Below are 13,431 nucleotides of genomic sequence, written 5' to 3'. Positions count from 1 at the left end.
AAATTTTTAATAAATCAAATATAGCGATAAATTTTTGGGCAATACGTTTGACGTTCTTACTTATTTTAGTTTTATTATCTACTGGCTTTTGTTATAAAAAATAATCTGCTGTTGTTTTAACATGACTTTTTGTTTATATTGTCTGCGCTTATAAACATTTTGGTTAATCATGCTTGTGGCAGTTGAAAAAGACAGTGATTCGTCAAATTTATGCCGAATGAATAGAGATTTTTGGTTTTTAATTAGTTTTTTAAAATGACATTCCTTATTTTACAGTTGGATTTACTATGAGCAAAAATAACGCAATGGATTTAGACAGTTTAAATGTTGATGAGCTACGTGCCATCGCCGAAAATGCCCAGCAGCTTATCGCTAAAAAACAACATCAGCGTTTATATGATGCTTATATACAGTTTGAAACGATTGCAGAAGAGAGTAATGCTACTATCGAAGATATTTTAAAAGCTGGTGAAAAACTAGAGAAAAAACGCAGTATTAAATATCGCAATACTGACAACAAAGAAGAGACTTGGACCGGCCGTGGTCGTAAGCCAACTTGGTTGGTTGACGCGCTAGCAGCAGGTCAGGATCTTGAAGATTTTGCTATCTAATCGTTTGTGAATTTGATAGCCACGTGCGATTTTATGTTATTTTCATGAGTAATTTATCATGATGTCATAAAGGCACATCGCTAGACAAAAGCCAGTATCTTTATTGCCATTATTTTGGTAAAAAGATACTGGCTTTTTTTCTGTCATCTGTATGCCATTGTTTGTTATGATAATGACGTTTTTGTCTTATACAAGAGTTAAGCAACCGTGCCCCAAATATCTGCGTCTTCTCATAAGCGTCCTCGTAAGCTGTGGTGGCTGGTTGGGCTTATATTGTTTGCACTATTTGCCGTACTGCAAATGCCCGCGGCGTGGCTACTTGAGAAATATGCGCCCGATACGCCTTATGTACAGCATGTGTCTGGCAATATATGGCAAGGATCAGCCATTTGGCAGATGCCTTTGTCAGCGACGCCGCTTACAGGAATGGCTGAATGGTCATGGCAGCCATGGCATTTATTGTTTGGCAAACTGGGTGCAGAGGTCAATATCAACTCAGAACAAACCAGATTGACTGGACAAGTAAAAATAGGTCTAAGCTCGTGGCAAATTGATGATTTAAGCGGCAATATTGCTCCTGAGACTTTGGCTAGTGTGGTTGATTGGCAGTTGCCCAATACCCCGATTCAGGTCAATAATGTATCGCTAAAACGTCAGTCTGGCTCTCAGGAAGAAGGTAGTGATTCAGACAAAAATCTATCTGGATTTAGTCAAGCGGATGGGCAGTTGACATGGGTTGGTGGCGAAGTGGGTTATCCTAGCGGTGGTAAGGTGTTTTATATTACGATGCCAGCGCTACGAGCGGAGTTAAGTACAGAACAAAAAAGCAATAAGAACCTACTACATATCAATCTATTAAACAATCAGGATAAACGTTTAGGTGATTTGTATCTCGATGGCGATAATATGTTGGATGTCAGTTTGACGCAGCGTCTGTTGGAAAATATGCCTGAATATAAGGGACAAGCGCCGCAAGACACGCCGGTCGTCAGTGTGCGTCAACCGCTGCTAAATGGATTGGGGACGCGCTAGATGATGAATGTCGCGACCACTTTCAAACCTGTGCTCAACATTCTGAATCGTTTCTCAGGTTGGTTGTTATTAGTAGCCATTGCTTGGTTATGCTGGACAGCAGCGCGATTATTATGGTTGTTGTTGGCTGCGCCATTAGCGCCCACATTGCCATTAACGCCTTTGCAAACCACCGCCACATCTGGCAAAGATTACAGTAGCCTATTCGCCATTTTTTCAGATCCCGAGCCTATCGCGGCAGCAGTGCAACCGCCGCCTAGTGTGGGTTTAAAAGGGGTTTTGTTGGCCATACCAGAAAGCTTATCTTCAGCGCTCTTGGACATAAATGGCGAGGTAAAAAATTATCGCATCGGTGATACGCTAAAAGACAGCGATTATACCCTTATCGCTGTCGACTGGAATGCAGTTATCATCGCTGATGCCAATGATAAGCAGACGGTTATTAGTATGCCAGATGCCATGCCTCTAGATCAAAGTGATATGATCGCAGGGGCAGTGAGTAACCAACGTTTGCCAGACAGTAATATGTTACCTACCACCCCTCAGTCAGATCAAAACGCTGACGCTGAGTCAGCCGAGACGAGTGGCGATAGCAATCCGCAATCCGCTATTGAAGAAGCCGTCACAGCGTTGCAAGAAGATCCTACCAGCTATCTGAGCAGAATGGGGGTCATGGCGTCAGGTGAAAGCTATCAAGTGACAGCTGCGATGCCTGCCAAGTTGCGCAATCGTCTAGGGCTTGAGCCGGGTGATCGGGTACTGACGGTCAATGGTCAGAGTGTGGGTAACAATCCTGCACAGGATGCGGGTGTGCTACAACAGGTGCAGCAAGCAGGTGAGGCGCAGATAGAGGTGCAGCGTGGCGAGCAAGTTATTACCATTCGTCAGCAGTTTTAAAAACCACTGAGTTAAATATTTTATTTTAAGTAAATGAGCGTTTGGTTGTTGCTATGGTGAGTAAGTCGCTCACTGACAACACTCAGTACATACTAAAGCGACATCACTGTAGGTAATCATCAATATGGTAAGTTTTCAAAATTTTTCAGTCACGCCCTTGCACCATATCTTGCAGCGTTTGATGCGATTGTGCCGGCCTCTTTGCTTAGCAGTGCCTTTATGGGCAGCCAGTACTGGTCTTGTGAATGCTGAAAGCTGGAAAGTCAACTTACAAGATGCAGATATCAAAGCCTTTATCAATGAGGTGGCAACCATCACTGATCAAAACTTTGTCCTTGATCCACGTATTAATGGCAATGTGACGGTAATATCTAACAAAGCCTTGTCCCGTGATGAGATTTATCAATTATTTCTCAGTGTAATGCAAGTGAATGGCATTGCAGCCATTGATTCGGGCACGACCATCAAGTTGGTGCCCGACAGTGTCGCCAAACAATCTGGTGTGGCGGTTGATCTGCGCGGTAATAGTATGGGTGAAACGCTGGCAACCCGCGTTATTTATCTGACAAACACACAAGCTGCCGAAGTATTGGGCGTCATTCGACCCTTGATGCCACAGTCTGCCCATGCTGCTGCTGTGCCGGGAGTGAATGCCCTAGTATTGTCTGATCGTGCTGAGAGCCTTAATCAGTTGACGGCACTTATCCGTGATTTGGACAGTAATGTCAATGACAGCTTGCGCGTGATACCCCTACGTCATGTCGATGCTGAGCGGATGATGGATTTGATCAGCTCGCTGGTGATGAGTGCGGGCAGCGGGCAAGCGCAAGGGGGGAGCAATCAGCTCAAAGTTATCGCTGACACTTCTAGTGACAGACTGCTGGTCAAAGGCAGTCCTGAGATGATTGCCAAGGTTCAAGAGATGGTCAATCAGCTGGATACAACACCGACAAGGCGCTTGAGTGGTCTGCGTGTTTTCCGATTGAAGTATGCCAGTGCGGGTCATATAGCAGAGATGCTGCGTGGACTGCTCGCCAATCAATCAATTAATAGTGCTGGAGCGACTTCTTCGTTAGAGTCAGCCTCATTGAACGATGTGAGTAGCGCAGGGGCTGCATTGACCAATGAGGCTAGTGGTATTAATACCAGTGCTGCGAACTCAATTGCTGCTAGCTCAAGCACAAGCACCAGTGGCGCAGGTACAGGTGTGGGTGGTCGACCGTTTAGTATTATTGCTGACGAAACCCAAAATGCCGTCATCGTCAATGCGGCGCCCGAGTTGATGTTTGAGATTGAAGAGGCCGTTAATCAGTTAGACAATCGCCGCGCGCAAGTACTGATTCAGGCCGCTATCGTCGAAGTCTCAGGCGATGATGCGACTCAGCTTGGTGTGCAGTGGGCGCTTGGCAATGCCAATAGTGGTTACGGGGTCGTAAACTTTAATAATGTTGGGGCCAGTGCCGCTTCGCTTGCGGCAGCTGCTTTAGGTGGCAGTACAGCGGGTATTAGTGCAGCTGCAAGCTCTATAGCTGGGGCTTTAATTGGCATTGGCGATAGCCGAAAAGACAGCAAAGGAAATACCGAGTTTTATGGGGCTATCTTACAGGCACTTGATTCCTCTACTAGCGCCAATTTACTGTCTATGCCATCGATTTTGACATTGGACAATGAAAAAGCGAGTATTTTGGTTGGCCAAAACGTGCCTTTTGTGACTGGCTCCTTTACCACCAGTGGCAACAATTCGAACAATCCATTTCAGACCATTGAACGTCAAGACATCGGTATCAATCTTAATGTCATTCCACACATTGGTGATAATGGCACAGTGCGTTTAGAAGTTTCGCAAGAGGTCTCTTCAGTTGTGCCAGGCAGCACTGGTAACTCGAGTGGTTTGATCACCAATAAAAGCCTCATTAACACGACGATTTTAGCAGACGATCAACAGACCATTGCTCTAGGAGGGTTGATGCGTGACAATACCACCACGCGCCAACAAAAAGTCCCAGGTTTGGGCAATGTACCACTCATTGGTCGACTGTTCCGCTCCGACAACGACTCGACTCAAAAAAGCAACTTAATCATATTTTTACAGCCAACCATTCTTCGGGATGGCGGTGCAGTCGCTAGCGTCACTGAACGTAAATTTAATCAAATGCGCGTACTGCAACTGGTCATTGATAAAAACGGTACGATTAAACAGCTACCATTAAGCGGAACAGAAGGCTGGAATGGTGATGTCAGTGCAGATTACGAGTTGATGCCGCTTAACCCTCTCATCCCTAAGCGCGACCAGACGCCAAAAGCCGCGCCTCAAGGTTTCACTAAAGTAGACAGTTCTGATAATGGCATTACCACTTATCCATTAAGTCGTTAATAATGCAACAAACGGCTATTTTAATGCTACAGTAATCAGGCAAATGTTTCCTATGACCGTAATGTCCCAATATATGGGGTAATAAATGAAGAATGCAGTCTATATAAGTTTGCTCTTACATGGAATTGCGCATTCATAACACAGATAAAAATAGCGGTTTTTATATCTAAGTATATTAAATCTAATGAAGCATTATAAATGTAGCAAATGATGGTGCAATAGAGAGATACTGGTGATGGGTTCTAAAAATGCAAAAAAATGGGTTCTCTTGGTAGCTGTTGCTACGGCTTTATTGGTTGTTCCTCGGCGCAGTAGCCGAAAAGCTGACATCATTTTATCTGATAAAAAGAATGTAAACGCCAACAATGACCACGCTGATAGTGCCAAAACAGATGCTATGTAAAGAACGACATACAAGTAAAAGGTTTTTGACTCGCCACATTTTGATAGTTGTCAGCATTACTAAAAACTCAGTCACATAGCTGTGTGCCTTTTTAAGTAAAGTCTAATTAAGCAAAGTCTAATGGCATGCATCGCAAAAAACATTGATTTTGGAGTCTCTCAATGACCCCTATTAACTCATCCCAGTCTACAAAAATATTACCCGATATTTATCCTCTTATTGACACGCATACTCATTTTGATGCTTCAGTATTTGATAATGACAAGGCGTTACTAGCACAGCAGGCTTACGCGCAGGGCGTGCACCATCTCGTATTAGTAGGTTATTTACACCAATATTTTGATCGTATGTACGAGACTGAGCAGTTACTTAAAAAACCGTCGCAAATATCTACACAAGTGTCTACAATAGTTTCTAATAACCAAAATAATAAATCATGTACCAGTATCCATATTGCGTTAGGTCTACATCCTTTTTATATTGAACAGCATACGGCAGATCATTTAAAAGACATGACGACAATGATAGCTGAGCGGCGTCCACTAGCGATTGGTGAAATTGGACTGGATACTTTTACTGATACGATGAAAGCTCCTGATATGTTTGCCAAGCAAGTACAGTTTTTTATGGCACAATTGGATCTGGCTGTGACCCATCAATTGCCAGTGCTGCTACATATTCGTAAGGCACATGCAGAAGCGTTAGCCATATTAAAAGCGCATGATTATGACGCCCACAAGTTGGGCGGTATCGCGCATAGCTTTAGCGGCGGCACGCAAGAGGCAAAAGCGTTTGTGAAATTAGGATTCAAGCTTGGTGTGACCGGTCAAGTCACCAATCCAAATGCTAAAAAACTGCGACGTGCTATTCAAGCAGCCGTTGCCAGTCATGGTATTGAGTGCTTGGTGATAGAAACAGACTGTCCAGACATGACACCTATCATGTGTCAGACAGCAAATGACACATCTGTTCCTAATAGAAACGTGCCTGCTAATTTGCCATGGGTATTGCTGAGTTTAAGTGAGTTACTTGATGTGTCACCAGTTATTCTCGCTAAGCAATTGTGGCACAACAGTTGTCGCGCTTTGCGACAGACGTGGCCTTATCCAAAGTGATTTTTACAACCATGACAGATCATCGTTATGTATCATTAGTCGGTTAAACGCTACTGGGTAAAGCAACAATTTAAGTCGGAGCAATGACAACAATCTACAAGAGTATTTAAACTGTTATGAGTGAAACACGACAATTTGAGCCATCAATGACAGAACCGAGTGCCCCTGAGTATTCAGTCATACAAGACATGACTGAAGAAGACAATGAACAATATGAGCGTCGTTTCCAAGGAACAAAAACGCTCTATGGCGCACCATCAGTCAATACGTTTGCTGCCGCTCATGTTTATGTCATCGGCGTAGGTGGTGTGGGTTCTTGGGCAGCGGAAGCCTTAGCTCGAACAGCAGTTGGGACGATTACTTTGATTGATTTAGACGTGTTGGTTGCCTCTAATGTCAATCGCCAGCTGCCAGCGCTAGACAGCACTTTTGGGGAAAGTAAAATCGCAGCGATGGCGATGCGTATGCGTGAAATCAATCCCAAGATAATGTTAAATTTAATTGATGATTTTTTGACAGTAGATAATGTAGAGACGCTGTTGCCCAGCCGTCATGAGGCAAAAGCCGCCGCTGCCCAAGGCAAACCTATTGTCGTACTCGATTGCGTAGATGACATGAATGCTAAATTAGCCATTGCCCTGCATTGCCGTTTTAATAAACTAAAGCTGGTCTGTGCGGGCGGGGCTGGGGGTAAGACAGATCCGAGTCAAATCAGAGTGAGCGATTTACGCGACAGTTACCAAGATCCGTTACTTGCCAAATTACGTAACAAGCTACGCCACGAAAAAGGCATCAACAGTGCGTTAAAAGAAAATTTCGGTATCAAATGTGTTTATTCTACAGAACCGCCTCGCGTGGATAAGAGCTGCCAAACAGGGGGGTTGCACTGTGGTGGTTATGGCTCAGCAGTCGTTGTTACCTCAGTTGTAGCGATGGTGATGGTGAGCGAAGCATTACAGCTGCTGCTAAAACAGGCGAGCATCTGACATTATTTAATGGAGACTATCTTGTCTATATCTATATTTAACACATCTAAATACAGTTACCCAGTTGCGGCAGATGACGCAGAGCGGATTAGTAAACTCAGGAAGTATCAGGTGCTCAATGACAATGATGAGCCTGTCTTTAATCGCCTTGTTGATCTTGTAAAGCAATTCTTCGATATGCCAATAGTGGCCATTACTTTTATGGATGAAGAGACGCAGTATTTAAAGGCTGTTCAAGGATTGGACGATGTTTCTCCAACGACACGTGACGTCGCTATTTGTAACTATACCGTGCTCTCTAATGAACTTTTTATCGTCCCCGATTTATCAAAAGACGAGCGTTTTAGCCAACACCCTGCAGTGATAGGGTCGCCTTATTTGCAATTTTATGCGGGTGCGCCAATCATTTTGCATGAAGACAACAAAAGCTATCGTTTAGGGTCTTTGTGTGTGATGGATACAAAACCTAATCATAGCTTTGACGAGCAGCAAGCAAAGATTTTGGCGCAATTTGCCATGATGGCAGCTGATGGTTTGCAGTTGCAAGACAAGCAACGTAACGCGAAACATGCTAATGAGATGAAGTCGGATTTTTTAGCCAATATGAGTCATGAAATTCGCACACCAATGAATGGTATTATTGGTATGGTGGATATGCTCAGTTACACTGAACTAAGCAGTGAACAGCAAGAATACGTGAATAATATCAAAGTTTCCAATGAGCATTTGATGGCCATCATCAACGGTATTTTGGATTTATCGAAAGTAGAGTCTGGAAAAATGACCATAGATTCTATTCCGGTGAATTTGTCTGCACTGTGTAATGAAGTTGTCAGCCTATTTACTGTCAAAGCCCGTCAGCGCGGACTGACGTTAGACTACCATTATACTGAGTCGTTGTCGCCTTATGTGCAAGGAGACCCCGTACGCCTCAAACAAATCTTAGCCAACCTCGTCAATAATGCAGTCAAGTTTACTCGTAAAGGGGGACGAGTCAGTATTGATGTCAAACACGTGCCTAATTGTCACTGTGACGATTTTGATGGTTACAGTATTGATTCATCCTATTGCACTCAGAACACCACCGATAAGACGGTCTCTCATGAAGTGATGACGCTATGTATTGAAGTCACAGACACAGGTGTCGGTATCAAATCAGAATCGTTGGATGCAATATTTGATGCATATGGGCAGGCGAACAAATTCACACACCGTCTCTATGGTGGTACTGGTCTGGGACTTTCTGTTTGTAAGTCTTTGGTGGATTTGATGGGTGGTTATATCGAGGTCCATAGCGAAGTTGATGTCGGCACTACTTTTCACGTTATGTTGCCGCTACCTGCTATTGATAAAGACCAATATGAAACGTGGCAAAATTTAAATGATTTAACCATGATTGAGCCTACTCACGAGCGTACAGGCCATATACTGTTGGTTGAAGACGATACCGTCAACGCTATTATCGCTAAAAAAGCACTAAATAATGGGGGGCATACAGTCACTCATGTCGTTGACGGCCAACAAGCCATTGATGCCTTTGCTTTATCCCCTGAACGTTATGATATTATTTTGATGGATCATCACATGCCGATTTTGGACGGTGTACAGGCCACCATCAAACTGCATGAACTTTATGACCCTCAATTATTACCACCTATTATTGCTTTGACGGCCAATGCAATGGATGGTGAACGCGAAAAATATTTGAAGGTTGGTATGCAAGATTACTGCACCAAACCTTTTAAACAAGAACAGTTGAATGCGTTGGTACAGTATTGGCTGATACAAAAGCAATTGAACGAAGAGGAATAGTGGTTCGAAAGCTTGCTAACAAGGGTCTATACCAAGCCCCAGCAGTACGTGTTGTATCAATATTACTTTTCACCGACCATACAAAAAAAGCTGAACCGCTTCATAAGGGGTTCAGCTTTTTTATTGAAGAAAGAAAGTGCTATTTTTTAGAGGTTATCTGTTCTTTTTATAGGCTATTAATTAACGCGAGTTTGATAGTCACCAGTACGAGTATCAACGCGAACCACTTCACCTTGCTGTACAAACAATGGCACACGGACGACAGCGCCTGTCTCTAGCTTAGCAGGTTTACCACCACCACCTGACGTGTCACCACGTACACCAGGATCTGTTTCTGTGATTTGCAATTCAACAAAGTTAGGCGGGGTCACTGATAAAGGTGCGCCGTTAAACAAGGTAATGGTACATAACGCATTGCTGTTCTCTTTTAGCCACTTTACCGAGTCGCCCATCGCTGTCTTGTCAGCTTGGATCTGCTCAAAGCTTTCAGGATGCATGAAGTGCCAGAACTCGCCATCGTTATATAGATAGTTCATTTCAGTATCCATCACATCAGCGGCCTCTAAGCTGTCACCTGATTTAAATGTTTGCTCCAATACTTTACCACTACGAAGATTACGCAACTTGACACGGTTGAAGGCTTGGCCTTTACCGGGTTTGACAAACTCGTTTTCAAGGATGGCGCAAGGATTGCCATCGAGCATAACTTTTAGACCAGCTTTAAATTCATTAGTAGAAAAACTTGCCACAAGAGACTCCTAGGGGTTGTAAGTATGATGATAGGTAGGGCTTACTGCACAAAAAGCTGTGGTTACGCCAAGTGCTTAGAGGGTAACGGGTATACTTTGATAGGGTACACCGTAAGGGCGTATAATATCGCCTTTTAGGCACAGATAATAGGCTGTCATGATAAACCATTTAATCACACAAAAGAACTGGCAAACGCAATTATCCGAAGCCATTACCTCCGTTGATGAGCTACTCAGTCTCTTACAGCTCGAATCACGACGCGCAGAGGTCTATGTGCCCACGCATTTTGAGCTACGAGTGCCGCGTGCGTTTGTGGCAAAAATGACCATTGGCGATATCAATGATCCTTTACTCAGACAAGTACTGCCAGACCAGCGTGAGCAAATTAAGGTAACGGGCTATGTGGCAGATCCTTTAAGTGAAAATACGCAAAATCCAGTCAAAGGCATGCTTCATAAGTATCAGTCAAGAGTGCTACTGACCATTACTGGCGCGTGTGCCATTCATTGTCGCTACTGCTTTCGTCAGCATTTTGACTATAGTGCCAATATGCCAACAGCGGATGCAAAAGAAAACATCGTCAACTATATCGCTGCTCATCCTGAGATTAATGAAGTGATTTTGAGTGGTGGCGACCCACTAAATGTGACAAATAGGCGTTTGTTTGCTTGGTTGGAGACGCTAGAATCCATTCCTCAATTGACAACCATTCGGTTGCATACTCGCTTGCCATTAGTCATTCCAGCGCGTCTGGACGAGGCATTATTGGAACGATTGTCCCAGAGTCGCTGTCATATTGTGATGGTAATCCATTGTAACCATGCCAATGAAATCGACACCCTGACGTCAGAATATTTACAGCGCGCGCGCGCGGCTGGCATTACCTTATTAAATCAAGCCGTCTTATTAAAAGGCATCAATGACAATGCTGAGATCCAAACACAACTAAGCCAGCGCTTGTTCTCCTCTGGTGTATTGCCTTATTATTTGCATGTGTTAGACAAAGTGGCAGGTGCAGCTCATTTTGATAATGAACAGCAAGCATCAATTGCGCTTTATTGGTCATTACTGGCAGCATTGCCAGGTTATCTAGTGCCTAAGCTGGTGAGAGAGTTACCGAACAAACCTTTTAAGGTGCCAATTGATATTTACAATGATACTTAATATAAACATTATGGTATATTAAAAATTAGTAAACAAAGAGTGATTGTTAGAAAGTGATAGTTGGAGAGGAGGCAGGTTTGGCTTAAAAATAGTGGATTCAAAAAAGTATGCGCTATGGATAGCCAATACTAGTGCGTGTTGAATGCGCCCTACTGTCATGACTAAAATTTATCTCATTTTTAGGTTTAAAATGAGGCCGCGCCTTAGTTATTAGGAATACTGATGATAACCTTATCGACGTTTCAAGCGTATTTGTCTGCTGTAGAGCTATCACCACCATCACCGAATCAAACAATCAGCGTTCATGAGCATGAGTTGCTTAGGTTGCTGGCAACCTTGCCTGCTCGAACGCAAGCCCAACAGGCTGAGCAATTAGAAAAAATTCTCACTATATTACGCGCAGCTGATATAGACGGGCTGCAACGTCTCAAACTGACGGCTACTACGCTAGATGCTTTAGATCAATTGGTGGCTACTTTGCGGCAGTACTATATTTACGAGACAGGAGCGCTGAGTGCTGCTCAGTTAGGTTATGTGGCTCAGACAAAGTCACTGTATTATCTGATGATTATGGTCTATGACAGTGTTATACACCGAAAAATATCTTTATTAAGTAATCAGAAGAAACATGCTTTAAGCAGCAACTGGCAGCGTTATTTCAAAGCCACTAAGTCATCAACCACCACCACACTGGCTGTCGCCATTTATCAAACACTGCTGATGTATCAAAAGCTATTGGGTGAGGACGCGATTTGTTATCAAAAACCATCACCTTACTTATGGGCCAAAATTAATCAGCTGTACTCCCTTGCCCATGAGTATCAAGTGGTAGATACTGATTTGAGAAAAAGTATCGTTACTCGGCACGCAAATAATATACATCAGCTGTATTGTCAAATTTGCTTATATAGTTTGTTAAACGTACGTGCCATGCGTCGTCCTAATATCTTGCTAGTACAACGTTTATTACCTGAGTGGGCCACTCGCATTATTGCGACGATAGAGCCAGAAACCGAGACACGGGTATTTGTTGATCTAAAAAGTGACATGCCACCAACCTATTTGACGGCCAACTCTGACATCAACCCATACGAAGATTGCCATCATTGTTTATTTATAGAACTTGCACCGATGGTTGAGTATTTTGAATCACGCATACAAGTCTTAATTGAGGAGGGCAGTGAAGGGGTTGAGTGTTACTTGCTTAACAAGATACTGATGACACTCAGTTATCGATATTTACAGTCACCGCTCACACCAAAAGCCAAGTACCCTGTCAAAAAAGAGGCTGTTTTGATTACTGGCTTTAACAACATTCATTACCGTGTTAGTGGCTCGCAAAGCTTCACAAGCTTGATTGCTATGCAGGAGTTGCCAGATGAGCAGCGTCCTCGTTATGATACGGTTAGTCAAAAACAAGACAGTAGTGGCATAGTCATCAGCGAAACTCTTGGTAGTAATGACGTCTTGTCATTATTTCGCACTCTGCGATTGCCTGCAAAATCAGACAAGTTAGACGTTTTTGATAAAGAAATATCACAGACAACATTTAATGATGATGAGGGGTTCAAAGATAAAGCGCGTCTTCACAGAGATGACCTTAATGTAGTGAGGGTTGACAATGATGCCGCTACAACGGCACCGCCACCCTTATATACCATGAGTCTTTTTTTGATCTGCCGCTCTGATACGCTCACGCCAGCTGATTGGTCTATGGGAATAGTGCGCTGGCTGAATCTTGATGCCAAAAATCCAGAAGTTGAGTGGCAAGTACTTGGTCATAAGCTCGTGGCTTGTGGCTTGCGTTTAGAAAGTAGAGAGGTGCGTAGTCGACATTTTGTGCCAGCATTTATGCTTGGTAGAAATGAGCAGTTAGGCACTATTGGTACACTAATAGTGCCAAATGCGCATTTTCAGGTGAATGACAAAGTCATCATGCGTATCAGTAATAAACAAGTCCCTTTACGTTTGGGGCGCAGATTGCTGATTACAGATGAATTTAGCCAGTACGAAGTCGTCAAACAGTCGTTTATGTGACGGCTGATAAAAAATCGATAAATGATGGAATAAAAAAGTTATCATGTAGAAGCGTTTTTACAGAATCACGCTAGATAACGATGATAGTAAGTTAACCTGCAACTAGTTGAATTATTGTCTATAATGACGTATAGACTGTTAAAAGTTTATACAATAATGCTGATTTAAAAGCATGTCATCTTCATTAAGAAAAACGCACCCATCAATCAAAATCGCTTAGCTTAATTCTTATAGTGCTTTTTGTGCTATG

Annotated in this window: 11 protein-coding genes; 10 read left to right on the top strand and 1 reads right to left on the bottom strand. The window is 43.2% G+C overall.

All coding sequences use genetic code 11. The annotated features are described in order from the left end of the window. Window positions 1-287: 287 nt before the first annotated feature. The 8 genes from M917_RS01785 (at window position 288) to M917_RS01755 (ending at window position 9,230) form a co-directional block, all read left to right on the top strand. A complete protein-coding gene (locus tag M917_RS01785) occupies window positions 288-611 on the top strand; it encodes an H-NS histone family protein (protein ID WP_021813034.1) in 324 nt (107 codons plus the stop codon). Window positions 612-818: 207 nt separating this feature from the next. Further along, a complete protein-coding gene (gene gspN, locus M917_RS01780; RefSeq protein WP_021813033.1) occupies window positions 819-1,643 on the top strand; it encodes a type II secretion system protein N in 825 nt (274 codons plus the stop codon). Next, window positions 1,644-2,540, top strand: a complete 897-nt coding sequence (locus M917_RS01775; RefSeq protein ID WP_040641619.1) for a type II secretion system protein N — start codon at window positions 1,644-1,646, stop codon at window positions 2,538-2,540. Between the two features lie 124 nt (window positions 2,541-2,664). Then, window positions 2,665-4,914, top strand: a complete 2,250-nt coding sequence (gene gspD, locus M917_RS01770) for a type II secretion system secretin GspD (RefSeq protein WP_021813031.1) — start codon at window positions 2,665-2,667, stop codon at window positions 4,912-4,914. A 235-nt stretch (window positions 4,915-5,149) separates the two neighbouring features. Continuing rightward, a complete protein-coding gene (locus M917_RS14170; RefSeq protein WP_021813030.1) occupies window positions 5,150-5,317 on the top strand; it encodes a hypothetical protein in 168 nt (55 codons plus the stop codon). A gap of 161 nt (window positions 5,318-5,478) precedes the next feature. After that, on the top strand, window positions 5,479-6,432 hold the full coding sequence (locus tag M917_RS01765) for a TatD family hydrolase (protein WP_021813029.1): 954 nt from the start codon (window positions 5,479-5,481) through the stop codon (window positions 6,430-6,432). 188 nt (window positions 6,433-6,620) lie between these two features. Beyond that, window positions 6,621-7,418 carry a tRNA threonylcarbamoyladenosine dehydratase gene (locus tag M917_RS01760; RefSeq protein ID WP_406621711.1) on the top strand — a complete coding sequence of 266 codons (798 nt, stop codon included), beginning with the start codon at window positions 6,621-6,623 and terminating at the stop codon, window positions 7,416-7,418. Window positions 7,419-7,439: 21 nt separating this feature from the next. Further along, on the top strand, window positions 7,440-9,230 hold the full coding sequence (locus tag M917_RS01755) for a GAF domain-containing hybrid sensor histidine kinase/response regulator (protein WP_227500800.1): 1,791 nt from the start codon (window positions 7,440-7,442) through the stop codon (window positions 9,228-9,230). A gap of 176 nt (window positions 9,231-9,406) precedes the next feature. On the opposite strand, the gene efp is transcribed toward M917_RS01755, so the two are convergent. Next, entirely contained in the window at window positions 9,407-9,979 is a 573-nt protein-coding gene (gene efp / locus M917_RS01750) for an elongation factor P (protein WP_021813026.1), read from the bottom strand. Between the two features lie 157 nt (window positions 9,980-10,136). Here efp and epmB point away from each other — a divergent pair, with 157 nt between their 5' ends. Together epmB and M917_RS01740 are read left to right on the top strand one after the other, a co-directional pair. Beyond that, a complete protein-coding gene (epmB, locus tag M917_RS01745; RefSeq protein ID WP_021813025.1) occupies window positions 10,137-11,144 on the top strand; it encodes an EF-P beta-lysylation protein EpmB in 1,008 nt (335 codons plus the stop codon). Between the two features lie 222 nt (window positions 11,145-11,366). Beyond that, on the top strand, window positions 11,367-13,181 hold the full coding sequence (locus tag M917_RS01740; protein WP_021813024.1) for a hypothetical protein: 1,815 nt from the start codon (window positions 11,367-11,369) through the stop codon (window positions 13,179-13,181). Window positions 13,182-13,431 lie beyond the last annotated feature (250 nt).

The organism is Psychrobacter aquaticus CMS 56, from assembly GCF_000471625.1.
Classification (GTDB): domain Bacteria; phylum Pseudomonadota; class Gammaproteobacteria; order Pseudomonadales; family Moraxellaceae; genus Psychrobacter; species Psychrobacter aquaticus.
Note: the sequence above shows the minus strand (reverse complement) of the source record. Positions and strands in the feature narration are given on the sequence as shown.